Annotated in this window: 21 protein-coding genes; 9 read left to right on the top strand and 12 right to left on the bottom strand. The window is 60.7% G+C overall.

The window, feature by feature from the left end:
* Nucleotides 1–28: 28 nt before the first annotated feature.
* From gyrB to dnaA, 3 genes are all read right to left on the bottom strand, one after another.
* The gene (gene gyrB / locus P8T11_RS19905) at nt 29–2,476 is read right to left on the bottom strand and encodes a DNA topoisomerase (ATP-hydrolyzing) subunit B (protein WP_268080417.1); all 2,448 of its coding nucleotides are present in this window, start codon (nt 2,474–2,476) and stop codon (nt 29–31) included.
* Between the two features lie 101 nt (nt 2,477–2,577).
* Nucleotides 2,578–3,687 carry a DNA polymerase III subunit beta gene (gene dnaN / locus P8T11_RS19900; protein ID WP_039883733.1) on the bottom strand — a complete coding sequence of 370 codons (1,110 nt, stop codon included), beginning with the start codon at nt 3,685–3,687 and terminating at the stop codon, nt 2,578–2,580.
* 2 nt (nt 3,688–3,689) lie between these two features.
* A complete protein-coding gene (gene dnaA / locus P8T11_RS19895; RefSeq protein WP_100853686.1) occupies nt 3,690–5,147 on the bottom strand; it encodes a chromosomal replication initiator protein DnaA in 1,458 nt (485 codons plus the stop codon).
* Between the two features lie 405 nt (nt 5,148–5,552).
* Between dnaA and rpmH the strand changes: the two genes are divergently transcribed.
* The 5 genes from rpmH to P8T11_RS19870 all read left to right on the top strand — a co-directional run bounded on the left by rpmH (nt 5,553) and on the right by P8T11_RS19870 (nt 9,900).
* Entirely contained in the window at nt 5,553–5,687 is a 135-nt protein-coding gene (rpmH, locus tag P8T11_RS19890) for a 50S ribosomal protein L34 (RefSeq protein WP_003816025.1), read from the top strand.
* Between the two features lie 113 nt (nt 5,688–5,800).
* A complete protein-coding gene (locus tag P8T11_RS19885; RefSeq protein ID WP_268080418.1) occupies nt 5,801–6,172 on the top strand; it encodes a ribonuclease P protein component in 372 nt (123 codons plus the stop codon).
* Entirely contained in the window at nt 6,172–6,444 is a 273-nt protein-coding gene (gene yidD, locus P8T11_RS19880) for a membrane protein insertion efficiency factor YidD (protein ID WP_268082314.1), read from the top strand. Before P8T11_RS19885 ends, yidD begins: the two co-directional genes overlap by 1 nt.
* A 48-nt stretch (nt 6,445–6,492) precedes the next feature.
* Nucleotides 6,493–8,172, top strand: coding sequence for a membrane protein insertase YidC (gene yidC / locus P8T11_RS19875; protein ID WP_268080419.1), 1,680 nt, complete (start codon nt 6,493–6,495; stop codon nt 8,170–8,172).
* 282 nt (nt 8,173–8,454) lie between these two features.
* Nucleotides 8,455–9,900, top strand: coding sequence for a catalase (locus P8T11_RS19870; RefSeq protein ID WP_268080420.1), 1,446 nt, complete (start codon nt 8,455–8,457; stop codon nt 9,898–9,900).
* 261 nt (nt 9,901–10,161) lie between these two features.
* On the opposite strand, the gene P8T11_RS19865 is transcribed toward P8T11_RS19870, so the two are convergent.
* From P8T11_RS19865 to P8T11_RS19835, 7 genes are all read right to left on the bottom strand, one after another.
* A complete protein-coding gene (locus tag P8T11_RS19865) occupies nt 10,162–10,320 on the bottom strand; it encodes a hypothetical protein (RefSeq protein WP_268080421.1) in 159 nt (52 codons plus the stop codon).
* A 211-nt stretch (nt 10,321–10,531) separates the two neighbouring features.
* Entirely contained in the window at nt 10,532–11,731 is a 1,200-nt protein-coding gene (locus tag P8T11_RS19860; RefSeq protein WP_100853690.1) for a M20 aminoacylase family protein, read from the bottom strand.
* Nucleotides 11,732–12,072: 341 nt separating this feature from the next.
* Nucleotides 12,073–13,092 (bottom strand): ABC transporter ATP-binding protein, encoded by a 1,020-nt coding sequence (locus P8T11_RS19855; protein WP_268080423.1) that lies wholly within the window; start codon nt 13,090–13,092, stop codon nt 12,073–12,075.
* Nucleotides 13,089–14,099 carry an ABC transporter ATP-binding protein gene (locus P8T11_RS19850; protein WP_268080424.1) on the bottom strand — a complete coding sequence of 337 codons (1,011 nt, stop codon included), beginning with the start codon at nt 14,097–14,099 and terminating at the stop codon, nt 13,089–13,091. Before P8T11_RS19850 ends, P8T11_RS19855 begins: the two co-directional genes overlap by 4 nt.
* An 11-nt stretch (nt 14,100–14,110) precedes the next feature.
* Nucleotides 14,111–15,034 (bottom strand): ABC transporter permease, encoded by a 924-nt coding sequence (locus P8T11_RS19845; RefSeq protein WP_268080425.1) that lies wholly within the window; start codon nt 15,032–15,034, stop codon nt 14,111–14,113.
* The gene (locus P8T11_RS19840) at nt 15,031–16,005 is read right to left on the bottom strand and encodes an ABC transporter permease (RefSeq protein ID WP_050447351.1); all 975 of its coding nucleotides are present in this window, start codon (nt 16,003–16,005) and stop codon (nt 15,031–15,033) included. Before P8T11_RS19840 ends, P8T11_RS19845 begins: the two co-directional genes overlap by 4 nt.
* 22 nt (nt 16,006–16,027) lie before the next feature.
* Nucleotides 16,028–17,614, bottom strand: a complete 1,587-nt coding sequence (locus P8T11_RS19835; RefSeq protein WP_268080426.1) for an ABC transporter substrate-binding protein — start codon at nt 17,612–17,614, stop codon at nt 16,028–16,030.
* Between the two features lie 115 nt (nt 17,615–17,729).
* Between P8T11_RS19835 and mnmE the strand changes: the two genes are divergently transcribed.
* Nucleotides 17,730–19,082 (top strand): tRNA uridine-5-carboxymethylaminomethyl(34) synthesis GTPase MnmE, encoded by a 1,353-nt coding sequence (gene mnmE / locus P8T11_RS19830; RefSeq protein WP_268080427.1) that lies wholly within the window; start codon nt 17,730–17,732, stop codon nt 19,080–19,082.
* Between the two features lie 25 nt (nt 19,083–19,107).
* Here the strand turns inward: mnmE and P8T11_RS19825 are convergent, their stop codons facing one another.
* Complete coding sequence (locus P8T11_RS19825; protein WP_268080428.1) at nt 19,108–20,250, bottom strand: Fic family protein; 1,143 nt, start codon at nt 20,248–20,250, stop codon at nt 19,108–19,110.
* A 139-nt stretch (nt 20,251–20,389) separates the two neighbouring features.
* Here P8T11_RS19825 and P8T11_RS19820 point away from each other — a divergent pair, with 139 nt between their 5' ends.
* Complete coding sequence (locus P8T11_RS19820; protein ID WP_268080429.1) at nt 20,390–20,848, top strand: GNAT family N-acetyltransferase; 459 nt, start codon at nt 20,390–20,392, stop codon at nt 20,846–20,848.
* 20 nt (nt 20,849–20,868) lie between these two features.
* On the opposite strand, the gene P8T11_RS19815 is transcribed toward P8T11_RS19820, so the two are convergent.
* On the bottom strand, nt 20,869–22,245 hold the full coding sequence (locus P8T11_RS19815; RefSeq protein ID WP_268080430.1) for a ClcB-like voltage-gated chloride channel protein: 1,377 nt from the start codon (nt 22,243–22,245) through the stop codon (nt 20,869–20,871).
* Nucleotides 22,246–22,734: 489 nt separating this feature from the next.
* On the opposite strand from P8T11_RS19815, the gene P8T11_RS19810 reads away from it, so the two are divergent.
* On the top strand, nt 22,735–23,412 hold the full coding sequence (locus tag P8T11_RS19810) for a response regulator (protein WP_268080431.1): 678 nt from the start codon (nt 22,735–22,737) through the stop codon (nt 23,410–23,412).
* Nucleotides 23,402–24,886 (top strand): sensor histidine kinase, encoded by a 1,485-nt coding sequence (locus P8T11_RS19805; protein WP_418910326.1) that lies wholly within the window; start codon nt 23,402–23,404, stop codon nt 24,884–24,886. Before P8T11_RS19810 ends, P8T11_RS19805 begins: the two co-directional genes overlap by 11 nt.
* Nucleotides 24,887–24,911 lie beyond the last annotated feature (25 nt).

Here is a 24,911-nt window from a genome sequence, read left to right as displayed (position 1 = left end):
GCTGGCCCGGGTCATGCGGGGAAAATGCTTACGCGTCGATATTGCCCGCCGACAGCGCGTTGCGCTCGATGAACGCGCGGCGTGGTTCCACGTCGTCGCCCATCAGGGTCGTGAAGACTTCGTCCGCCGCGATGGCGTCTTCGATCTGCACGCGCAACAGGCGGCGCACCTTCGGGTCCATCGTGGTTTCCCACAGCTGTGCCGGGTTCATTTCACCCAGACCCTTATAGCGCTGCTTGGAGATGCCGCGGTCGGCCTCGCTGCGCAGCCATTGCATGGCTTCGCGGAAGTCAGACACCGTCTGTTCCTTGCGCTTGTCGCCTTCGCCACGCGCGGCCAGCGAGCGCGAGCCCACCTTGCCCAGGAAGCTCTTGGCGGCCTTGGACAGGATGGCGTAATCAGAGCCGTTGACGAAGTCGGCGTCGATGATGCTGACGCGCACGTTGCCGTGGTGCATGCGCTGCACCGACAGGCGATGGCGTTCGGTGGCTTCGTCAAACTGCGGCACCACGTCCACGCCGTTGCCGCTGATCGGGTCGCGCATGGCCTCGGCCAGGCGCTTGGCGGAATCCGCGGTCGACTCGGCCGTTTCCAGGTTGATTTCCACGCCTTCGGCCATGGCAGACAAGGCGCCCACGTCGAACACCTTCGACAGGCGCGCAATGACGCCGTCGGCCGCCACGTACTGGCTGGCCAGGTCGGTCAGCTCTTCGCCGCGGATGATGTTGCCGCCCGAGATGATCTCGGCATCCTTCAGGGCTTGTTGCAGCATGAACTGCGCTTCTTCCTGGTCGTCTTTCAGATAGCGTTCTTCGCGGCCAACCTTCACCTTGTACAGCGGCGGTTGGGCGATATACACATAGCCGCGCTGCACCAGTTCCGGCATCTGGCGATACAGGAGCGTCAGCAGCAGGGTGCGGATGTGCGCGCCGTCAACGTCCGCGTCAGTCATGATGATGAGGCGGTGGTAGCGCAGCTTTTCCACGTTGAAATCGGGGCCGATGCTGGTGCCCAGCGCCGTGATCAGCGTGGCGATCTGTTCGCTGGCGATCAGGCGGTCAAAGCGCGCCTTTTCCACGTTCAGCACCTTGCCGCGCAGCGGCAGAATGGCCTGGAACTTGCGGTCGCGGCCTTGCTTGGCCGAGCCGCCTGCGGAGTCACCCTCAACGATGTACAGCTCGCACAGCGCCGGATCTTTTTCCTGGCAATCGGCCAGCTTGCCGGGCAGGCCGGCGCCTTCCAGCACGCTCTTGCGCCGCGTCATTTCGCGGGCCTTGCGCGCGGCTTCACGCGCGCGAGCGGCTTCGACGATCTTGTTGCACAGCGCCTTGGCGTCGATGGGGTTTTCAAGCAGCCAGCTTTCCAGCGTGCGGGCCACGGCTTCTTCCACGGCCGGACGCACTTCGCTGGACACCAACTTGTCCTTCGTCTGGCTGCTGAACTTGGGCTCGGGCACCTTCACCGACAGCACGCAGGCCAGGCCTTCGCGCATGTCGTCACCGGACGTTTCCACCTTGGCCTTCTTGGCCAGTTCGTTATCGGCGATGTACTTGTTGATGATGCGGGTCATCGCCGCGCGCAGGCCGGTCAGGTGCGAGCCGCCGTCGCGCTGCGGGATGTTGTTGGTAAAGCACAGCACGCTTTCGCTGTAGCTGTCGTTCCACTGCATCGCCACTTCCACGCCCACCGACACGCCACCGGCGGCCGATTCGGTGCTGACCGAAAACACGTTCGGGTGCAGCACGGTCTTGGCGCGGTTGATGTATTCAACAAAGCCCTTCACACCGCCCGAGAACGCAAAGTTCTCTTCCTTGCCGTGGCGTTGGTCCACCAGGCGGATCTTCACGCCGTTGTTCAAGAACGAGAGCTCGCGCAAGCGCTTGGAGAGAATCTCGTAGTGGTATTCGATGTTGTTGAAGATGATCGGGTCGGCCAGGAAGCGCACTTCCGTGCCCCGCATGTCCGTCGTGCCCGTCACGGCCAGGGGCGCCACGCGCGCGCCTTGGCGGAATTCCATCTGGTGGACCTGGCCGTTGCGGCGGATGGTCAGGCGCAGCCATTCGGATAGGGCGTTCACGCAAGACACGCCCACGCCGTGCAGGCCGCCGGACACCTTGTACGAGTTCTGGTCGAACTTGCCGCCGGCGTGCAGTTCGGTCATCACGATTTCCGCCGCGCTGCGGTGGAATTCGTCGTCCTTGTGGATATCCGTGGGGATACCGCGGCCGTTGTCGGTGACCGAGATCGAGTTGTCGGTGTGGATGGTGACGACGATGTCGTCGCAATGGCCGGCCAGGGCTTCGTCGATGGCGTTATCGACGACTTCAAACACCATGTGGTGCAAGCCGGTGCCGTCGGATGTGTCGCCGATGTACATGCCGGGGCGCTTGCGCACGGCCTCCAGCCCCTTGAGCATCTTGATCGAGTCTGCGCCGTAGCCGCTGTTCTCGGGAGTGGTGTTCTGCTGATCTGACATGTCTGGTTCGATAACGCTTTAAAGAACGGCCTGGCGGCCGGACCGCCCGCGAGCCATCAGGCCCGCAAGCGGCACAAACCCACAAAGGAGTGGGACGCGGATCAAATCCGCATGGGCATGACGACGTATTTGAACTGGTCGTCTTCGGGCAGGGTGATGAGCGCCGATGCGTTCGCATCGGGCATGACCGACCACTGGATGCTGTCGACTTTCACGTTGGCCAGCACATCAAGCAAATAGCCCACGTTAAAGCCCACGTCCAAGGCCTCATGGCCGTAGTCGATGTCGATTTCTTCCTGCGCTTCTTCCTGCTCGGCGTTGGAAGACGAGATCTTCATCTGGTTCTGCGCCAATTGCAGGCGCACGCCCTTGAACTTGTCGGTCGTCAAAATGGCGGCGCGCTGCAAGCTGCCTTGAAGCGCTTCGCGGCCCACCATGAAGTGGCGCGTGTAGTTCGTGGGAATTACACGCGTGAAATCGGGGAACTTGCCTTCGACCAGCTTGGACACCAGTTCGACATCGCCGAAGCGGAAACGGATCTGGCCCGGCGCCACATCAATGGAGACCACCTCGTCGGAGTCTTCCAGCAGGCGCTGCATTTCCAGCACGGTCTTGCGCGGCACGATCACTTCGTGGCGCTCGGCGATGCCGTCGGCTTCGGTCGAGCAGTGCGCCAGGCGGTGACCATCGGTGGCGACGGCGCGCACACGACCCGGTTCAAACACCAGCAGCATGCCGTTCAGGTAGTAACGGATATCTTGTTGCGCCATGGCGAAGTGCACCATGTTGAACAGGTGGCGCAGCGTGCGTTGCGGCATGGTGAGCGAGACGTCCCACTGCTCGGGCTGAGCCACGGTGGGGAACTCGCTGGCGGCCAGCGTCTGCAACGCGAAGCGGCTCTTGGCCGACTGCACCGACAGCTTGTTGCTGGCCAGGGCCAGGCGCACGTCGCCGGTGTCCGGCAGCGCTTTCAGGATGTCGAGCAGCTTGCGCGCGGCAACCGTGGTGGACTCGTTGTCCTGGCCCACGCCGAAATCGGCATGGGTGGTGATCTGTACTTCCAGGTCAGTCGCAATGAAGGCAACCTTATTGCCTTCCTTGCGCATCAGGATGTTCGCAAGAATGGGCAGGGTATGGCGTCTTTCGACGATGCCCGCCACAGTCGACAGCGGTTTCAGCAATGCATCGCGTGTGGTTTGTACGAGTTGCATGTTCATCCTTTTAGAGTTTGTTCCAACACGTGCAGGGTATGGTTGAGCTCCGCTTGTTTTGCGCGGGCGTCGGAAATCTTGCGTACGGCATGCAGTACGGTGGTGTGATCGCGCCCCCCGAACAGATCACCGATTTCCGGCAGGCTTTTCTGCGTCAGCTCTTTAGCCAGGTACATCGCGACCTGACGCGGCAAGGCGATATTGGCGGGCCGGCGTTTCGAGTACATGTCCGCGACCTTGATCTTGTAGAAATCCGCCACCGTCTTCTGGATGTTTTCCACAGTGATCTGCCCGTTGGACACGGACAGCAGGTCCTTCAGGGCTTCCTTGCAGACATCCACCGTCAGCACGTCGCGACCATGGAAGCGGGCGTAAGCCAGAACCTTGCGCAGCGCGCCTTCCAGTTCGCGCACGTTGCTGCGCAGATGCTTGGCAATGAAGAAAGCCACTTCCTCGGGCATGGGCACGCCTTCGGATTCCGCCTTGCGCAGCAGAATCGCCACGCGCATTTCCAGCTCCGGCGGCTCGATAGCCACCGTCAGGCCGGAGTCAAAGCGCGAAATCAGGCGGCTGTCGATGCCGGACAGTTCCTTCGGATACGTATCGCTGGTGATGATGATCTGCTTGCGCTGGGCCACCATCGCTTCGAACGCATAGAAGAATTCTTCCTGCGTGCGGTTCTTGCCCGAAAAGAACTGGATGTCATCGATCAGCAGCAAGTCCAGCGAATGGTAATAGCGCTTGAAGTCATCGAACGCCTTGCGCTGGTACGCCTTCACCACGTCGGACACGTATTGGTCGGCATGCACGTAGCGCACCCGCACGCCCGTGCCCGCCGCGACCATGGCGTTGCCGATGGCGTGGATCAGGTGGGTCTTGCCCAGGCCCACGCCGCCATACAGGAACAGCGGGTTGTAGGACGTGCCAGGGTTCTCGGCCACCTGCAGCGCAGCGGCGCGCGCCAACTGGTTGGCCTTACCCGTCACGAAATTCTCGAAGGTAAGGTCTGTGTTCAGGCGCGAACGCTCGTACACGATGTTGGCGGCATCCGCGTTCACCGCCTGCGCCGCAACCGTCGTGGCGGGCTGGGGTGGGGCGGCCGGAGCCGGGGCCTGCATGGGCGGCGCGCCGCCTGAGGGTTGTGCAGCGGACAGGTGCGATTGGTCGGGCTGCGGCGCACGCACGGGCGCGACCGGCATGCGCGGGGCGGCTCCATGCGAGGGCAACTCGAACAAGACCTGTACCGGTCGCTTGAACCACTCCGCGGCCAACGCTTCGATCTGGTGGGAAAAGTTCTTGCGCACCCAATCCAGCTTGAAGCGGTTGGGCGCGGCAACGCGCAGCACCGCCTGCGTTTCGTCGTACGCAAGCGGGACCAGCGGTCGTATCCACGCGCTGATTTGTTGGGGGGGGAGTTCCTGCTCAAGACGACTGACGCAGGTCTGCCAGAATTCTTTCATGTCGCTCTTATTCAAACCTCGATTCTACCTTGCCTGGGCTGGGGTTATCCACAGGGCAGGACATAAGCGTCTACACTGCCCAGGCTTAACTGTTTGACAAGACAGGGAAAACTTGCTGAAATGGTGGGCTTTTCCGAATTCTGTCTGTCAGAAGGTTTCACAGAGAGCTTAGCCGGAGTTGTAGCAAGTACCCTCCTTTCACAGGTTTGGGCGCTTACTGCACTGTCCGGTTTTTAGCTTTGCTGAATAGGTCGCCTGGGGAGAAATCCCTTGTCCAGAGCCCCGTCTATAAGTTGTTTTTTGCACCTGTTGCAAAAAAGCTCACTAGATACCCGCTTCTGATTTTGCGTCCTGGAACCCTCCGGGCAGGTCCCTTCTGACTTTTGTTCTTTTTGTGGATCGTCCATGAAACGTACCTACCAACCTTCCGTCACCCGCCGCAAGCGCACCCATGGCTTTCGCGTGCGCATGAAAACCCGCGCTGGCCGCGCCATCCTGAACGCCCGCCGCGCCAAGGGCCGCAAGCGTCTGGCTGTCTAAGTTCTGGTTTTCCGGTTCTTCCGGAAAGCCGTGACTATTTGCACGGACCGGCCATATTGCAAGACCTCTCGCAATCTCGTTCTGGTTCCGCGCAAACGCCTGACCCGCAGTCCATGCCGCGCTCCACGCTTCCCCCGGAGGCGCGGTTGCATCGCCCCTCCGAGTTCGCCGCTGCCCTAAAAGGCCGGCGTCTTGCTCGAGGGGCGTTATTCATTGTGACGTCGGCTCCCAATGATCTGCCCCCCGGCCAGGATGCCTGTGCCCGTCTGGGGCTCATCATCGCCAAGCGGTTCGCCGCCCACGCCAGTACGCGCAACGCCATCAAGCGGGTCATCCGCGAAGCGTTTCGCCACCGGCGTCTGGCGCTGCCGGCCAAGGATTACGTCGTGCGCTTGCATAGCAAAGTTGCTCCCGCCACGCTCACCTCGCTTAAACGCTTGGTCAGAGCCGAAGTGGACGCTCACTTTGATCGGATTGCGCGATGATTTTCAAAGCACTGCTTATTCTTCCGATCCGCTTCTACAGGTTCTTCCTGAGTCCCTGGATCGGCAGGCAGTGCCGCTTTACCCCCACATGCTCGGCGTACGCGATTGAAGCAATCGAACGCCACGGCGCCTGGCGTGGCTTCTGGTTGGCGGTCCGGCGTATTGGCCGTTGTCACCCGTGGTCGCCGGGCGGCTGGGATCCGGTTCCGCCGTCCAAGGGAACCAATGGCCCCCCGTGCTGCTCCCACAGCCACCGCACCGAGCACGATTGACGCTAAACTGGCGGGCTTTGCTGGCCCGTATTCACTTCAGTAGGCACCATGGATATCCGACGAACCGTCCTCTGGATGATTTTTTCCTTTTCGCTGTTGCTCCTATGGAACAACTGGCAAATCCATAACGGCAAGCCGTCGCTGTTCGGGGGCCCGACGCCCGCGGCCAGCACGGCTGAACCGCAGGCCGGCGCCAATAACGCCACGCCTTCGGTGCCCAGCGCGCCCACCACCACGGCTACCGCGCCGTCGGCGGTTCCTGGCGCCGCCGCGCCCGCTACCGCCCGCTCGGAAGAAGTCGTTGTCACCACCGACGTGCTGCGCCTGACCTTCGACACGATGGGCGCCCAACTGGTGCGCGCCGAACTGTTGAAGTACCCGGCAACCGGCCAGGCTGACAAGCCCACGGTGCTGCTGGACCGTTCGGCTGGTTTGAACTACGTCGTGCAGTCCGGCGTGGTTGGCGCGCCCAACGGCCAGAGCTTTCCCACGCACCAGACGCCTTTCCGCGTCACGTCCACCGAACGCCAGATGACCGGCGACAACCTGGTCGTGTCCTTCGAAGGTGAGTCGGGCGGCGTGAAGGTCACCAAGACGTTCACCCTGCACAAGGGTCGCTACGACATCGACGTGCGCCACGACCTGGCCAACGTCGGTTCCGCCCCCGTCACGCCCGCGCTGTACCTGCAGCTGGAACGCGACGGCAACGACCCCGCCGACACGTCCAGCTTCTATCACACGTTCACCGGTTTCGCCGTCTACTCCGAGCAGGACAAGTTCCAGAAGAGCACGTTCAGCGACATCGAGAAGAAGAAGGCCAACTACATCAAACAGGCGGACAACGGCTGGATCGCCGTGGTGCAGCATTACTTCGCCACCGCCTGGGTGCCGCCGCAAGGCAAGCCGCGCACGAACGAACTGCTGGAAGTGCAGAAGAACCTGTACGCCGCCCGCAGCATCGAAGCCGTGGGTGAAATCGCCCCGGGCTCCGCGTCGCGTGTCGACTCGCACCTGTGGGTGGGTCCGCAAGATCAAAAGGCCATGGCGGCGCTCGCCCCCGGCCTGGAACTGGTGGTGGACTACGGCTGGCTGACCATCATCGCCAAGCCCCTGTTCACGCTGATGACCTGGCTGCACTCGTTGCTGGGCAACTGGGGCTGGACCATTGTTGCGCTGACCGTGCTGATCAAGGCCATCTTCTTCCCGCTGGCCGCCGCGAGCTACCGCTCGATGGCCCGCATGAAGCAAGTGGCCCCGCGTCTGCAGGCCTTGAAGGAAAAATACGGCGACGACAAGCAAAAGCTCAACGCCGCCATGATGGAGATGTACCGCACCGAGAAGATCAACCCGCTGGGCGGCTGCTTGCCGATGGTGGTGCAGATTCCGGTGTTCATCTCGCTGTACTGGGTACTGCTGGCCAGCGTGGAAATGCGCGGCGCGCCTTGGATTCTGTGGGTCCATGACCTGTCGATCCGCGACCCGTACTTCATTTTGCCCGCCATCATGATGGCCACCATGTTCCTGCAGATCAAACTGAACCCGACGCCTCCGGATCCCATCCAGGCCAAGGTCATGATGATCATGCCGCTGGTGTTCGGCGGGATGATGTTCTTCTTCCCGGCCGGCCTGGTGCTGTACTGGTGCGTGAACAACACCCTGTCCATCGCCCAGCAGTGGTCCATTACGCGCTCCATGCAGCGCAAGGCGGAAGCTGCGGCAAACCGTTAAGGCAATCGTCAAGCCTTGCGCTTGCAAGCCTCCAAGAACCGGCCCTAGCGGCCGGTTTTTTTATGCGTGCGAGGTTCACGCCATCCAGATCCTCCATCCTGAACGGGAAAACGTTCGATAGTTTTTGACAATCGATTTACAAATATCAATCAACTTCACAAACGCAACCTTGACCCCTATGATGTGTCGGACATATTCCCTGGTACCGCACGGGGAATATTCACAACACCGCGCGGGGCCCAAGCGGCCACGCGTCTTCCAGAATTACGTACGGAGTGTGCTATGACCGACAAAAAGCCTTTGACCACCGCCTCGGGCGCGCCGGTGCCGGACAACAACAACACGTTGACCGCCGGCCCCCGCGGCCCGGCGCTGCTGCAAGATTTTTGGCTGATTGAAAAGCTGGCCCACTTCGACCGCGAACGCATTCCGGAACGGGTCGTCCACGCCAAGGGGTCCGGCGCCTACGGCACCTTCACCGTTACTCACGACATCTCGCGCTACACCCGCGCCAGCATCTTTTCGCAGGTTGGCAAGCAAACCCCGCTGTTTCTGCGCTTTTCCACCGTCGCCGGCGAACGCGGCGCCGCGGATGCCGAACGTGACGTGCGCGGCTTCGCCATCAAGTTCTACACCGATGAAGGCAACTGGGACCTGGTCGGCAACAACACCCCGGTGTTCTTCATTCGCGACCCGCTGAAATTCCCCGACTTCATCCACACGCAAAAGCGCGACCCCAAGACCAACCTGCGTAGCGCCACCGCCGCCTGGGACTTCTGGTCACTCAGCCCCGAATCGCTGCATCAGGTCACCATCTTGATGAGCGACCGCGGCATTCCCGCGAACCTGCGCCAGCAACACGGTTTTGGCTCGCACACGTTCAGCTTCGTCAACAAGGACGGCGAACGTTTCTACGTGAAGTTCCACTTCAAGTCGCAGCAGGGCGTCGCCTGTATGAGCGACGAGGAAGCCGCCCAGGTGGTTGCGCACGACCGCGAGAGCTCGCAGCGTGACCTGTTCGAGAACATCGAACAGAAGAACTTCCCGAAGTGGACGCTGAAGGTGCAGATCATGCCCGAGGCCGAAGCCGAGACCTATCACATCAACCCGTTCGACCTGACCAAGGTCTGGCCCCATGGCGACTACCCGCTGATTGAAGTGGGCGTGCTGGAGCTGAACAAGAACCCCGAAAATTACTTTGCCGAAGTCGAGCAAGCCGCCTTCACCCCGGCAAACGTGGTGCCCGGCATCGATTTTTCGCCGGACAAGATGCTGCAAGGGCGCTTGTTCTCGTACGGCGACACACACCGGTATCGCTTGGGAATCAATCATCACCAGATCCCCGTGAACGCGCCGCGCTGCCCGTTTCACAGCTATCACCGCGACGGCGCAAGCCGTGTCGATGGCAATGTGGGCGGCACGTTGAACTACGAGCCCAATAGCGCGGGTGAGTGGAAGGAAACCCCGTCCGCCGGCGAACCGCCGCTGGCGCTGGACGGCCAGGCCGCCGCGCGCTGGAACCATCGCGTGGACGATGACTATTATTCACAGCCCGGCAACTTGTTCCGCTTGATGACGCCGGAAAAACAGGAACTGCTGTTCGGCAATATCGGCCGCCATATGGCGGGCGTGCCGGAAGAGATCCAGCGCCGTCAGTTGGAACACTTCAGAAAGGCTGATCCGGCCTATGCGGCCGGCGTGGCCAAGGCGCTGGGGCTGAAGCTCTGAGGATGCCCGTAGTCTGAATAGCAAAAGGGCGGTTCCGAACAGGAACCGCCCTTTTTTCATGGTTGCGCGCTAGGCGAAACGGTATTTTTGTACGGGATCCGCCGTGTTCCGTACGTGCTTTCGTGGGTGATTTCGTGGGTGATTTCGTCCGTCAGCCTCGTACTTCACCTTATCCACAGCTCGTGGAAGTGGCCTGTTTTCAACGTTATCCACAGGGCTGGTCATGTAATGCAGCAGTTTGGCCAGCGCCGCGAACAACGCTTAAGGCAAGTTCGCCGACGCGGCGACGCACGCAGACAAGGTATCCACAGCTTCGGCCGAAGCGGGGGTGGGCGAGGCCAGCGCCAACAGGGCCAGCACCAGCGCCAAGCCGGTGGCGGTAGCGGTTTGGACCAGCCGGTCCTGGAGTTCGGATGACATGCGCATGGTGTTCCTTGTGGATAAGTCCTTATCCTTGGGGTGTCCGCTTGCTGTGGAGCAACCCATTATGGGAACCACGCCCGGTATCTCAAACGAAGTTATCGGCGTTTGATCAAAGCTGTACGTCATATAGAAAAAGCCGCGGGAGTACCCCCCGCGGCTTCATCCACAACGCCAATAAGCATATAGCCTATCGGTAGTTGCCGGGCAATCAGGCGGCCGGCAAGAAGGCCTCGGCAAGCTTCACCCAATATGTGGCGCCCACCGGCAACAGCGCATCGTTGAAATCGTAGTTCGGGTTATGCAACTGGCACGGACCCATGCCGTGATAGCTTTCCATGCGGTGATCGCCGTCACCATTGCCCAGGAACAGATACGCGCCCGGGATGGCTTCCAGGAAGAAGGAAAAATCTTCGGCGCCCATGAAGGGCGGCATATCGCGCAGCACGTTTTCAGCGCCGAAGGCCTCTTCGGCCACCTTCGCCGCGAAGGCCGTTTCCTTTTCCCAATTCACCAGCGGCGGATAGGCACGCACAAAATCGAGTTCGCCCGTGCCGCCATATACCTGCGGCAAGGTGGTGGCGATACGGCGCATGTCGGCTTCGATCTTGTCCAGCGTTTCCACCGAATACGTGCGTACCGTGCCACGGAGCACGGCCTCGCCGGGAATCACGTTGTAGGCATCGCCCGCATGGATCTGCGTGATCGACAGCACCGCCTGGTCCAGCGGATTCTTGCTGCGCGAAATCACGGTCTGCAAGGCGTGCACCATGTCGGCGGCCACGATGATGGGGTCGACCGAGGCATGAGGCTGCGCCGCGTGGCCGCCCACGCCCTTGATGACGATGTCCCAGCGGTTGCTGGATGCCATCGTCGGGCCGGCACGAAAGCCGAACTGGTTGACCGGCATGCCAGGCATGTTGTGGATGCCGAACACCGCATCGCAGGGGAATTTGTCGAACAGGCCGTCCTGCATCATGGCGCGCGCGCCGGCGTTGCCGCCTTCTTCGGCCGGCTGGAAGATGAACACCACCGTGCCATCAAAGTTGCGATGCGTGGACAAGTACTGCGCCGCGCCCAGCAGCATGGCGGTATGGCCGTCATGGCCACAGCCGTGCATGCGGCCGCTGATGGTGGACTTGTGCGCAAAGCGGTTGTGCTCGGGCATGGGCAGCGCATCCATGTCGGCGCGCAAGCCGATCATCTTCTTGCCGCTGCCTGCGCGCAGCACGCCCACCACGCCGGTTTTCCCCAGCCCCGTATGCACTTCCAGGCCCCATTCGCGCAAGCGTTGCGCCACCAGATTGGACGTGCGCGTTTCCTGGAAGGCAAGTTCCGGGTGCGCGTGGATGTCGCGGCGCAAGGCGGTCAGTTCTGGATGCGCACGTTCGATTTCGGCAATGGTTTTCATGGCGTCAGAGTCAAATTAAGTGAATTCACAAGGCGACGTAGGATGGGTGAAGCGCGATCAGCACGTCAGAAAAAAGCGAGTGCCAAATGCGCGTAACCCATCAAGCGACGGTTCAATTTCCACAAGCGCATGCGCAAAAAAAGCTTCTTTAGTCGCGGTCAGGTTCTTCTTTATTCCTGCCATGGTTCCGGCTCTGCTTGATGGGTTGCGCGCGCTTGGTGTCAGCTTTCTTGTCAAGGGATTCTCGCGCTTCACCCATCCTACGTCCAGTCCGAGCGTGTCATTCTTTACCGATACAACGCCAGTCAGAGCGTGTCATTCTTTACCGATACAACGTCCAGTCAGGGCGTGTCGTTCAGGTGGCAGGCGCTGAACTGGCCGGGCGCGATTTCCCGCAGCAAAGGCCGTTCCTCCTTGCAGCGCGCCATCGCATGGGGACAACGTGGGTGGAATGCGCAGCCAGTGGGTGGGTCCAGCGGCGACGGCAATTCGCCCTTGATCGGCTGATACGTGCGTCGACCGGGCGTCAAGGTCGGCAGCTCTTTCAACAGTGCCTGCGTATACGGATGGTTGGCGCGCTGAAAAACCGTGTCGGTCGGCGCAAGTTCCACCACGCGCCCCAGATACATGATCGCCACGCGGTCCGAGATATGGCTGACCACGCTCAGGTTGTGGCTGATGAACAGATACGTCAGGTCCAGATCGTCGCGCAACTGTTCAAACAGGTTCAGCACCTGCGCCTGAATCGACACATCCAAAGCGGCCACGGCTTCATCGCAAACGATCACGGACGGCTTGAGCGCCAGCGCCCGAGCGATACCGATGCGCTGGCGCTGCCCGCCTGAAAACTGATGCGGGTAGCGCTGCGTGAAAGACGGGTCCAGGCCCACTTGGCGCATCAGCCCGGCCACGTATTCCGCCTTGTCGCGGGCGCGGATCAGGCCGTGCGCCACGGGTGCCTCGCCGATGATTTCGCGCACCCGCATGCGCGGGTTGAGCGAGGCGTAGGGGTCTTGGAAAATCATCTGCACGCCTAGCTCGTAGGCGCGCCGCTCCGGCCCCGCCATCGTCCGTACAGCCTTGCCCTGGTAGTGCACATCGCCCGACGAGGGCGGCAGAATGCCGGATACGACGCGGCCCAGCGTGGATTTTCCACAGCCTGATTCACCCACGATGCCAATGACTTCGCCAGGCTGCACATCCAGGTCCACGCCGGCCACGGCGTGCACCACCTGTGTCTTCAAGCCCGCCCCCAGCAAATTGGCAATGCGCCCGGCCAGGTCCACGGGCTGCACGAAGCGCAGTTCCACGTCACGCAGGGACAGGATGGGGGTGGCGGCGTCGCGTTCTGCTGCGCTCATTTGGGGTCTGGGTCTCCGGCGTGCCAGCAGCGCACCCATTGCGCCGGGCGAACTTCCACAGGCTGCGGTTCGATCAGACAGGCGTCGGTGGCGCGGGGACAGCGCCCGCGAAACGCACAGCCTTGCGGCAGATTCAACAGCGACGGTGTCATGCCGGGAATCGGCACCAACGGCCGGCCGCGCGATTCCGGTGTGGGGATCGATGCAATCAGCCCGTGCGTGTACGGATGCATGGGATGCGTGATGACGTCATACGTGCTGCCCGTTTCAACTACGCGGCCCGCATACATCACCGACACGCGGTCGGCCAGGCCAGCCACCACCGCCAGATCGTGCGTGATCCATATCAAGCCGGTACCGGTTTCGCGGCACAGCTTCTGCACTTCAAAAAGAATCTGCCCTTGAATCGTGACATCCAGCGCGGTGGTGGGCTCGTCGGCGATGATCAGGCGCGGTGAATTCAAGAGTGCGATGGCAATGGCCACGCGCTGTCGCATGCCGCCAGACAATTGGTGTGGATATGCGCGCAGGCGTTCCTGCGGCGACGGAATGCCCACCATCGTCAGCGTCTGCAAGGCGCGCTGTCGCGCTTGTTCGCGCGACACCTTATGGTGCGCCTGCACCGCCTCGATCATCTGCGTATCCACGCGCAGCACGGGGTTCAGCGTCATCATCGGGTCCTGGAAGATCATCGCGATCTCCTGGCCCCGCAACTGACGCCAGCGGTTCGGCGTCGCACCGCGCAGGTCTTCACCGTTCAGCCGCAGGTTTCCTTCAACGATGCGGCCGGGCTCGTCCAGCAGGCCCATCAGCGAAAAACCGGTGATGCTCTTGCCGGATCCTGATTCGCCCACCAGACCCAGGATTTCACCTTCGGCCAAGGTCAAGTCCACGCCATCCACCGCCTTCACCACGCCATTGCGCGTAAAGAAGTGGGTCTTCAGTCCATGCACCTCAAGAACATTCGGGCGCTCGGCCAAGGGCGTTTCCACAGCGTTTGTCTGCATCGCGTCCGCCCCTAATTCGCGTGACGCGGGTTGAGCACATCGCGCAGGTGGTCGCCCACCAGGTTGATGGCGATGATGGCCAGCGCCAACGCAATGCCGGGAAAGAACGATATCCAGTACTGGCCCGACAACAGGTATTCGAAGCCGTTGTAGATCAGCATGCCCAGCGACGGCTCGGTCACCGGCACCCCCACGCCCAGGAACGACAGCGTGGCTTCCAAGGCAATGGCGTGCGCCAGGTCAATGGTGGCGATCACGATAAGCGGCGGCATACAGTTGGGCAGCACATGGCGAAACAGCACGCGCCCCCAGGACAGGGACATACAGCGCGCGGCTTCCACGTATTCCTTGCCACGCTCCACCAGCGCGGCGCCGCGCGCCGCACGCGCAAAATACGCCCATTGCACAACGATCAACGCAATGATCACCTTATCCACACCCTTGCCCAAAATCGCCAAGAGCATCAACGCGACAAGAATGGCGGGGAACGACAACTGGATATCCACAATCCGCATCAGCAGCGCGTCGATCCGGCCGCCAAAATAGGCCGCGATCAAGCCCACGGTGGCGCCGATGCCAAAGGCCGCCAGCACCGACACGGTAGCCACCATCAAACTGGTGCGCATGCCATAGAGAATGGCCGACAGCAGGTCGCGCGCCTGCCCGTCAGTGCCCAGCCAATGGTGCATGGAGCCATCGCTGCTTTCGCTGCCTGGCTTCAACTTGGAATCCATGATGTCCAGCACCGCCAGGTCGTAAGGATTTTGCGGCGCAATCCAGGGCGCCAACACGGCGGCGCCCACAATCGTCACCAGCATCACCAGGCCCAGGGTGGCCAGCTTGCTGGCGAAGAAATCCGTGACGAAGCGGCGCCAGGGCGTCTGTTCCTTGCGCACGGCGTCCGGCACGGTTGGGGCATTGACGTTGGTGTTCATCGGCGGCTATCCAGACGTACGCGGGGGTCCAGCACGGTGTAGATGATGTCCACCACCAGGTTCAACATGACCAGGAAAAACACGATCAAGAGCAGGTAGGCCACCACCACCGGACGATCCAGATTGATGATGGAGTCAATCAGCAACTTGCCCATGCCTGGCCACGAAAACACGGTTTCGGTGACCACGGCGAACGCCATCACCTGGCCGAACTCCAGGCCCGCCACCGTCACGACCGGAATCAGAATGTTTTTCAACAGATGTACGCCCAACACCCGCTTTTCCGACAGGCCCTTGGCGCGCGCGAACTTGATGTAATCCATGGGCAGTGCTTCGCGCGTGGCCGCCCGCGTCACGCGGATGATCATCGCGCACTTGGCGATGGCGATCGTGGCGGCGGGCAAGGCCAGGCTCATCCAGCCGCTGAGCGTCAGCACGCTCAGCTCAAGCGAACCAATGCTGACCGTCTTGCCGCGCCCCCCCGCCGGCACCCAGCCCAGCATCACGGCGAACACCATGATCAGCATCAGGCCAACCCAGAAGTTGGGCAGGGAGAAGCCCAGCACAGACCCCGTCATGATGGCGCGCGAACCCGGCGCCTGCGGCTTCAAGCCCGCCAGGATGCCCAGCGGTACGCCAATCAGTACCGACATCAGCATGGCCACACAGGCCAGTTCGACGGTGGCCGGCATGCGCTCCAGGATCAGGTGCATGGCCGGCTCGCCCGTCAGAAAGCTGTTGCCGAAATCGCCCTGAACCGCCTGGCTCATGAAGATCAGGTACTGCCGCCACAGCGGCAGGTCCAAACCCAGCGACGCGCTGATGGCCGCGCGCTGCGCCTCGGTTGCTTCCGGGCTGGCCAGCATCGAGACTGGATCGCCCACCATGTATATGCCTGCAAAAACCAACGCCGACATGACAAGCATGACGACGATGGTTTGCAGCAGCCTTCTTACGATTGTTGCCAGCACTGGAAACCGCCCGCGTTGCGCGTTACTTCTTCAAGGTTGCAAACTGCGCAAGCGTGACCTGGTCAGGACGGCCCTGGTAGCGGATGTCGTTCTTCATCGCCCAGACCGACAATTCGAAGTGGATCGGCAGCATGGCGTAGTCGTCCATTGCCATGTTGCTGGCCTTGGACAGCAACTCGGCGCGCTTGGCCTCGTCCATGGTGGACGACGCTTCCTTCACCAGCTCATCCATCTTCGGATTGGAATAGCGGCTGCGGTTGGTGGTGCCCAGGCCCGCTTCCGGATTGCGCGTCACCAGCAGTGAAGTCAACGCGTTGGACATCTCGCCGCTGGTCACCGACCAGCCCGCCAGATAAGCCGAGAACGCATAGCTGTCGCGGTTCTTGAAGAACACCGGGGGCGCCATCGCGTCCACACTGGTCTTCACGCCGATGCGCGTCCACATCGATGCGATCGCTTGCGCCACCTTTGAATCATTTACGTAGCGGCCCGACGGCGAACCCAACGTGATCGAGAAACCGTCGGGATAGCCAGCTTCCTTCAACAAGGCCTTCGCCTTTTCAACATCAGCCTTGGGCGCTTTGGAATGTTCCTTGCTGGAGCCGAACATGGGGTAGGGCAGCATGTTGCCGGCGGGCAGGGCCACGCCGCCCATCACCCGCTCAACCAGCGCTTGGCGATTGATGGCGAGCGACAAGGCTTCGCGCACGCGCTTGTCCTTCATCGGGTTCTTGTCGGTGCCCTGGATGCCGGGCGACGGCTCGGCGTACTGATCCAGCGCTACATACACCACACGCACCGACGGCGTCTCTTCCACGAAGAGCTTTTTGTCGCTCTTCAACTTGGGCAGGTCGTCGGTGGGGGGATCTTCGATCATGTCGACATCGCCGGCCAGCAGCGCGGCCACGCGTGCGGCGGCGTTGCTGATCGGGCGGTACACCACACGGTCCCACTCAGGCTTTTTGCCCCAGTAGTTTTCATTGCGCGCCAACACGAATTCGGCGCCGCGTTTCCACGACACGAACTTGTACGGACCCGTGCCAATCAAGCCATCGCCGCTGTTCAATTCGGTTGTCGTCTTGCCTTCCGGCGCCGGACCGGATGCGGCCTTTTTCGACAAGATAGGTAATTGCGCCAGGTTCACCAGCAAATTCGGGGCGGCCTGTTTGGTGGTGATGCGCACGGTCATCGGGTCGACCGCTTCGGTCTTCTCGACCGAGCCCAGGTACAGCGTGAAGGGAGACGGACTGTTGGGTACCTTGGGCACGCGGTCATACGTGAACACCACATCTTCGGCGGTGAACGGCGTGCCATCCGAGAACTTCACGTTGGGGCGTAGCTTGAAGGTCCAGACCTTGCCATCCACCGTCCAGGATTCCGCCAGTGCGGCCTTCGGCTTCAACTGGGCGTCGGTAGCCACCAGCGTATCGAAAATGGTTTGAGAGATCTGCGTGTTCGGCGTCAGCGCGTGATATTGCGGATCCATCGACGAGGGCTCGGTCTTCAGGGCGATCACCAGATCGCGAGCCATTGCGGAACTGAATGTGCCAAAGGCCAACATCACCGCGGCTGAGCCGCAGGCCAAGACACGCGAAAACCGAGATGCCATCGTGATCTCCCTGAGTAGATTCGGGTTTTGAACCTCGGGGCCACATTAACCAGCAAACAAGGGGCTGCGCAACAGTTATATTCCCCTATTGTTCTCGCTTCCGTCCCCTTCAGATATGTCCGCTTACGCCCCCATTGCCGCCATTGCCACCGCCCCCGGAAGAGGCGGCATCGGCGTCGTGCGCGTTTCTGGTGCGGACTTGTCCGAATTGGTGCGCCGGCTGTTCCAGCGCCAACTCACGCCGCGCCACGCGCACTATCTACCGTTCAAATCCGTGGACGGCGAGCTGCTGGATGAGGGCATCGCGATCTACTTCCGCGCCCCGCATTCCTATACCGGTGAAGACGTGCTGGAGCTGCAAGGCCATGGCGGTCCGGCCGTGTTGCGCCGGGTGCTGGAAAGCTGCCTGGCCGCTGGCCGTGACCTTGGCGTACGCCTGGCCGAACCCGGCGAATTCACCCGACGCGCCTTTCTCAACGACCGCATGGATCTGGCGCAAGCCGAGGCCGTTGCGGACCTGATCGATGCCTCATCGGTAGCGGCCGCGCGCGGCGCCATGGCTTCGCTATCGGGCGAATTCTCGGCGCGTGTAAACGACCTGTCCGACCGCATCATCCACCTGCGCATGCTGGTCGAAGCAACGCTGGATTTTCCCGAAGAAGAAATTGATTTTCTTGAAAAGTATCATGCTCGGCCGACGCTTGATGCACTGACCGCCGACCTCTCCAGGCTGATCGCGCAAGCGCGCCAGGGGGTTATCCTCCGCGAGGGTTTGCACGTGGTTCTGGCCGGCCAACCCAACGTGGGAAAATCCAGCCTGCTGAACGCCTTGGCGGGCGACGATATCGCCATCGTTACCCCCATTGCGGGCACCACACGCGACAAAGTGGTGCAGGAAATCCATATAGACGGCGTTCCATTGCACATTGTGGACACGGCCGGCTTGCGTGAAACCGAGGACACCGTCGAGAGCATCGGCATCGCCCGTACCTGGCAGGAAATCGAGCGCGCTGATGTTATTTTGCATCTGCAAGACGCCACCCAACCCGGCGACGAGCTGGACGCACAGATCACCGCGCGTCTGCCGCCGCGCACACCGGTGCTGAAGGTTTTCAACAAGGTGGACCTGTTATCCACAGGCTTCGTGGCGGGCGCTGGCGAATTGGGCATCTCCGCCAAGCGCGGCGCGGGCCTGGACGCGCTGCGCGCCGAGCTCCTGAACATCGCGGGTTGGAATCCCGGCGCCGAATCCCCCTGGCTGGCACGCGAACGCCATTTGCACGCCCTGCAGCAAGCGGCCGAGCATCTGGAATTGGCGGGTGAACACGCGGGTCAGGACGACCGGGTGCTGGATTTGTTTGCAGAAGAGCTACGCCTGGCGCACGACAGCCTGACCAGCATCACCGGCAAGTTCACCAGCGACGATCTGCTGGGCGAGATTTTTTCCAGTTTCTGTATTGGGAAGTAGCACTAGCGCTCAGCCGGCAGACGTCTTAACGCAGCTCGTACCAGGTTCCGCGGCCGCTGCCATGCAGAATAAGATGCCCCTGTTCCACCAACGTGCGGAAGTGCTGCTTGAGGGTATTGCGGTTGCTTCCGGTCAGGCGTATCGCTTCGGCCATGGTGATCCGACCATGGTCGCGCGTGAAGTCAACAATCTGCAGTGCCAAGTCTGGCAGCTTAGCCAATACCAGTTTCTCTCGCTCAACCTTGCGCTCCAACCGGCTGACTTGGCGGGACAGGGCGCGCAGGAAGAATAAGAGCCAAGGCTGCCAGTCCGGAACATCACTGCGTATGCTGCCTTGAGTCTGACGCAGCGCCAGATAGTAGGCTTCCTTGTTTTGCTCAATCACACTTTCGAGCGAACTGTAGGGTACGTAGGCATAGCCCGATTGCAGCAACAGCAGCGTAGTCAGGACCCGGCTCAATCGACCGTTTCCATCCTGAAAAGGATGGATCTCCAGAAACACGACAACCCAGATGCCAATCAGCAACAGGGGATGCAGACGCCCAACGCTGCGTTGCTCGTTGAACCAAGTCACGAGTTCGGATAACAGCCGCGGCGTATCGAAAGGGGCTGCGGTTTCGAATACCACGCCCAATGGGTTGCCGAGTTCGTCGAACGCGACCACATTATTGCTGGTGGTCTTGTAGTTACCGCGATGCCAGGCGTCTTTGTCACTGTGGGTCAGTAGGTCACGGTGCAATTGCCGAATGTGGTTCTCTGTCAGCGCGATGTCCTGCCAAGACGAGAACACCAGTTCCATTACCTCGGCATACCCAGCCACTTCCTGTTCATCGCGAGTTTCAAACGACTTGATCTGCAGGTTGGACAGCAAGCGTTCGACTTCCCGATCCGACAGCCTGCTGCCCTCGATCCGAGTAGAAGAACCAATACTCTCAATAGTGGCAATACGCCGTAGCGCTGATAACCGATCAGGGGCTAATGTACCGAGCGCACGCCACGCACCCTTGAACTCATCGATGCCGGAGATCAGGCTAAGAGTCTCTGGGGTGATCTGAAGGGAGCCTGTACGAATCATGCACCCAATAGTAAACCCATTTACACCCATTAATACCGAGACCAGTTCACCAAATTCGCATCCATTTACACCCATTTCATAAAATGGGGTCATAACAATTTGATGGAGCGATGAGCACGATCTTGGCTCTGCATCCAAAAGCGCCATAAATAACGGCCGGAGTAGGATTCGGTTAATCCTTCGTCTCAGGAGGAGTTTCCGCTTACCTCGCGCTTCAGAAGACGCACACACCATGCCATCCGTGATCCGGCTTGCCACCCCAAACGACATCCCCGTCATTGAACGAATCGTTGCCGACGCCTACACCCCCTACATCGCGCGCATCGGAACCGTCCCGGGTCCGATGCGTGACGACTACGCGAAGCGCGTCGCCGAAGGGGTGGTCCACGTGCTGGAAGAGGCCGACGTCATCCAGGCGGTGCTGGTCTTGATTCCCGAACCCGATTGCCTGCTGTTGGACAACATTTCGGTGTCTCCGGCAGCGCAAGGAAAAGGGGTTGGCCGCGTCCTCATGCGCTTCGCGGAAACCAGCGCGCGCGAAGCGGGGCTAGCAAATATCCGTCTTTATACGCAGGAAAAAATGACGGAAAACATAGCGATCTACCTTCGCTATGGCTATGTTGAAACGCACCGCGCTGAAGAGCTTGGGTTGCGTCGCATATTCATGCGCAAGAGCTTGCTTTCAATGTAGCGCTCAACAAATATGAGCATTTACTCGTCTTTATCCGGCGATGTTTTTGCCACGATTTTTTGCGCGCGGCGGTTGTTCGCAAGCGACTTCGCATACACCGATTCCGGCCGTATTTGGTGCGCAATCACGTAGCCGGTGATGCAAGCCAGCATCAACGGAAGCATCACTTCATAGCTCAAGGTCATCTCAAAAATCATCAAGATCGACATCAGCGGCGCATGCGTCGTGGCGGCCAGTAACGCGCCCATTCCTACGACGGCGTAGCTGGAAACCGGCGATAGACCATCCAACGGAATCAGGCTTTGCAAACCAGTGCCGTACAACGCGCCCAACGCCGCACCCACGAACAATGTGGGGGTAAAAACACCCCCTACCGCGCCCGAGCCCGCACTTGCTGCCGTGGCCAGGATCTTCATCAGCAAAATGGCCGCCACCGCCTGCCACGCCCATTGCGTGTGCAGCATGCTGTTGACCACGCTGTAGCCGTTGCCCCATACCTGGGGGTTGATGACCGATAGCGCCCCCACGATCAATCCGCCCAGCGCCATGCGTACCCATAGCGGAAAGGGCAGGCAGGAAACGGTGGCGCGCGCCGTGTCCAGCAAGCGCAGGAACTGGGGGGCCACCAAGCCCGCGACCACACCCAGCCCCAGGTAATTGATCACCTCCCAGCCGGACACGAATTCAAAGTGCGGCATATGGAACACCGCGTCGTAGTGCAGGATTTGGCGCGTGACGATATTGGCCACCACCGACGACACCACCAGCGGCACCAGCGTGGCGGACGAAATCACGCCGAAGACGATTTCAGAGATGAACAACGCGCCCGCAATCGGCGCGTTGTAGGCGGACGTGATGCCCGCGGTTGCCCCGCAAGCGACCAATAGCCGCAGATGGCGGGGCGGCAACAGCAGGAACCGCCCCGTCAGCGATGAAAACATGGCCGCCAGTTGCACCATCGGGCCTTCACGGCCGATGGAAGCCCCGGATCCGATGGAAAAAATGGAAGACAGGCTGCGGGCAAGTGTCTGGCGCAAGCCGATGACACCACGGCCGATGGAAATGGCTTCCATATAGTCGGCGGCGCCGCGCTTGGGGAGCCAGCGGGTGACCATCTGCAGGATGACGCCGGCAATTGCGCCACCAATGGCAGGCATCAAAAAGCGTTGCCAGGGGTCCAGGCCCCGGGCCAGCGACACCATGCCATGCGGCGCATCTTCGCCGCCCAGCACCATCTGCGCCCATCCCAACAGCTCGCGAAACACCACCGTGGCGAGTGCGCCGAACAATCCCATCAACGCCGCCGCGAACAAGGTGGCGGGCAAATTGTCGGCAATAAAGCGGTCTCGCAGACCGTTCAGCCAACGCCATTTCCTGTTTTTTATCTCGATAGCCATGGCCGAATTCTACGGCTGAAACTGCTCATTTTTTGTTCAGTCAACCGTCAAGAACGAGACGAGGTCTCCCCTCGAATCGCCACTTCGGCAAACGCGCCTGGAGCCGTTTTTGGGGTCCTGCAAGGCCTAAAAACCCGGTAGGCAAGCGGCGGTTTTTCAGGGTAAAAGTGCCGCTTTCCCACCCCGTTTGCAGAAACAGGCCTGTGGATAACTCCTAAGTAGCCAGGTTGTGCACATTGTGTGGAGGCAAGTTGAACAAGCCGGGGTTTTGGGGGGTGTCCGAAATGTTGTCCAACTTCAACTTTTTTCCCACACAGAGTTCTTGCACAGGCAAAAACGGCTGCAAGCTGATGAAAAGATTCAGGTTTTCAAGGTTAAGGTAGTTATCCACAGGCCTTATTAATCATTAGTCTTTATATAAAGAGAAATAAAGGAAAAGCCAAACATGCTTTCCCATTTCGTCCAGCCACTCCCCCCCGGACTCCGTCCATGCGCATCCTCCTGATAGAAGACGAAGCCGAACTTGCCCGTTGGCTTTCCAGAAGCCTGGCCAGGCATGCGGGCTTTGTCGTTGAGTGGGCTGACGACGGATTGGTCGCCGAAAGAAGGTTGGCAGTCGAAGAATTCGACGCGGTCATCCTGGATTTGGGACTTCCCGGCATGGATGGCCATGCCTTGCTGGCAAAAATTCGCGCGCGAGACGACCGTACGCCGGTGTTGGTCTTGACCGCGCGCGATTCACTGGCCGAAAAAATCGGAACGCTGCACCTCGGTGCAGACGATTTCCTGCCCAAACCGTTTGTTGTGGAAGAGTTGGAAGCGCGTTTGATCGCACTGATTCGGCGCAGCCGTGGTCGCGAACATCCGCGTTTGGCTCTGGGAAACCTGGTTTTTGAGACTGCTGCTCAAAAATTCACGGTCTCTGGACAGACTTTGCAGTTATCCCCACGTGAACACGCGGTACTGAGGGTGCTGATCCAAAAAAGCGGCGAACCCATCAACAAGCAGCAGATTCTTGATCGCATCGTGTCGGACGATGCGGACATCAACCTGGAAGCCATCGAGGTACTGGTGCACCGTCTACGCAAAAAATTGGCGAATACCGGTGTGCAGATCGTGACCATGCGTGGCATGGGCTACTGCCTGGAGAACCTTGTTGACAACTAGAAGTTCAAAAAAAACCGGGTTTTTCGCGTCAAAAAAGCGCAATCACACGCTCAAGACGCAGTTGCTGTGGTGGCTGATTCCAACCTTGGTCTTGGTGATGATGGGCGCGTTATGGCTGTCGAACCATCAACTGCGCAACCAGATCGACATTGCGTACGACCGTTCGCTTTCTGGAGCTCTGCGCGCAATCGACCACAACATATCCACAGCCAGCGGTGGATTAGCCATGGAACAGCCTTACCTGATGCTGGAATTTTTTGAACTGACGGCCAATGGAAACGTGTTTTACCGAGTAGCAACCGAGGACGGACTGGCAGAAATAGGGCATCCGGACCTGCCGATGCCCGATCAACCGCTGAAATCCGGCGAACCACGTTTTTTTTACGCGACTTACCAAGGGACGCCGGTGCGGGTGGCGGCACTGGCGCGCCCCATGGACCCGCCGCTGTACGCGAATAAAGGGGGACGGGTTATCGTGCAGGTCGCGGAGGGGCTGGAAGGCCGTCAGGCGTTCCTGCACCAGGTGCTGCTGCGCTCGGTGGAACGTGACCTGGCGGTGATCGTCATCAGTGTTCTCATCATCATCCTGGGGGTTTTCATGGCGCTACGCCCGCTTGCCCGGCTCAGGCAAGAAGTGGAAGGGCGCTCTGGAGACGATTTAAGCCCCGTCAGCGACTCGGAGATGCCAGGTGAGGTCCTGCCCTTGGTTGCGGCCGTAAACCTCCACATGGCCCGTTTTGCGGCTCAGGCGAGGGTGCAGAGTCAGTTCCTTGACGACGCCTCCCATCAATTGCGCACCCCGCTGTCGGTTTTGCGGACCCAAACGGCCTATGCCCTGCGCGAAACAGACCCCCAGGAGGTCCGTACAGCCCTTCTGGCGATGCAGGAGGGGCTGGACAGGGCCGTACGCACCACCAACCAAATGCTCGCCCTGGCGCGCGCCAAGGACGCTTCCCTGGCCGAAAGCGGTTTCACGGTGGAACCCGTCGACCTGGCGGAATTGGCCGACTCTGTGATTCGCAACCTGCTACCGGCCGCAAGAGCCCGGCAACTGGACATAGGCCTGGAGGCCGCGCAACGCCCGTTGCCGGTCAACGGTACAGAGTGGTTGCTGCGCGAAGCGGTCACTAACCTGGTAGACAACGCGATCCGTTACGCGTCGCCGGGCGGAGAGGTCACCGTGACCGTACAGGCGAAAGAGGGCGAGGCAAGGTTGGTGGTGGAGGACGACGGCCCCGGCATGTCGGCCGAGGACATCGCCCGCGCCTGTGTGCGCTTTCGCCGGGGCGCGGCGGGCAAGAACACATCGGGGGCAGGGCTGGGCCTGGCCATTGTGGGCACCATTGCCGAAATCCTTGGCGCCAAGCTGGTGCTGGAGAACCGCGCCCCCTTACCCGGATTGCGAGCGGCCCTGGTGTTTTCCCTGGCTCCCATGCCGAATGCTGCGCCGCGTCATGAAAAGGGCGCGATTTGAAAGGGTTTGGAAAGCTTCGATTTTG

Source organism: Achromobacter spanius, assembly GCF_029637605.1.
Lineage (GTDB): Bacteria > Pseudomonadota > Gammaproteobacteria > Burkholderiales > Burkholderiaceae_B > Achromobacter > Achromobacter spanius_E.
Note: the sequence above shows the minus strand (reverse complement) of the source record. Positions and strands in the feature narration are given on the sequence as shown.

Coding starts and splice junctions, on each gene's coding strand:
- gyrB (WP_268080417.1), bottom strand. CDS start 2,476: ATGTCAGATCAGCAGAACACCACTCCCGAGAACAGCGGCTACGGCGCA.
- dnaN (WP_039883733.1), bottom strand. CDS start 3,687: ATGCAACTCGTACAAACCACACGCGATGCATTGCTGAAACCGCTGTCG.
- dnaA (WP_100853686.1), bottom strand. CDS start 5,147: ATGAAAGAATTCTGGCAGACCTGCGTCAGTCGTCTTGAGCAGGAACTC.
- rpmH (WP_003816025.1), top strand. CDS start 5,553: ATGAAACGTACCTACCAACCTTCCGTCACCCGCCGCAAGCGCACCCAT.
- P8T11_RS19885 (WP_268080418.1), top strand. CDS start 5,801: ATGCCGCGCTCCACGCTTCCCCCGGAGGCGCGGTTGCATCGCCCCTCC.
- yidC (WP_268080419.1), top strand. CDS start 6,493: ATGGATATCCGACGAACCGTCCTCTGGATGATTTTTTCCTTTTCGCTG.
- P8T11_RS19870 (WP_268080420.1), top strand. CDS start 8,455: ATGACCGACAAAAAGCCTTTGACCACCGCCTCGGGCGCGCCGGTGCCG.
- P8T11_RS19865 (WP_268080421.1), bottom strand. CDS start 10,320: ATGTCATCCGAACTCCAGGACCGGCTGGTCCAAACCGCTACCGCCACC.
- P8T11_RS19860 (WP_100853690.1), bottom strand. CDS start 11,731: ATGAAAACCATTGCCGAAATCGAACGTGCGCATCCAGAACTGACCGCC.
- P8T11_RS19855 (WP_268080423.1), bottom strand. CDS start 13,092: ATGAGCGCAGCAGAACGCGACGCCGCCACCCCCATCCTGTCCCTGCGT.
- P8T11_RS19850 (WP_268080424.1), bottom strand. CDS start 14,099: ATGCAGACAAACGCTGTGGAAACGCCCTTGGCCGAGCGCCCGAATGTT.
- P8T11_RS19845 (WP_268080425.1), bottom strand. CDS start 15,034: ATGAACACCAACGTCAATGCCCCAACCGTGCCGGACGCCGTGCGCAAG.
- P8T11_RS19835 (WP_268080426.1), bottom strand. CDS start 17,614: ATGGCATCTCGGTTTTCGCGTGTCTTGGCCTGCGGCTCAGCCGCGGTG.
- mnmE (WP_268080427.1), top strand. CDS start 17,730: ATGTCCGCTTACGCCCCCATTGCCGCCATTGCCACCGCCCCCGGAAGA.
- P8T11_RS19825 (WP_268080428.1), bottom strand. CDS start 20,250: ATGACCCCATTTTATGAAATGGGTGTAAATGGATGCGAATTTGGTGAA.
- P8T11_RS19820 (WP_268080429.1), top strand. CDS start 20,390: ATGCCATCCGTGATCCGGCTTGCCACCCCAAACGACATCCCCGTCATT.
- P8T11_RS19815 (WP_268080430.1), bottom strand. CDS start 22,245: ATGGCTATCGAGATAAAAAACAGGAAATGGCGTTGGCTGAACGGTCTG.
- P8T11_RS19810 (WP_268080431.1), top strand. CDS start 22,735: ATGCGCATCCTCCTGATAGAAGACGAAGCCGAACTTGCCCGTTGGCTT.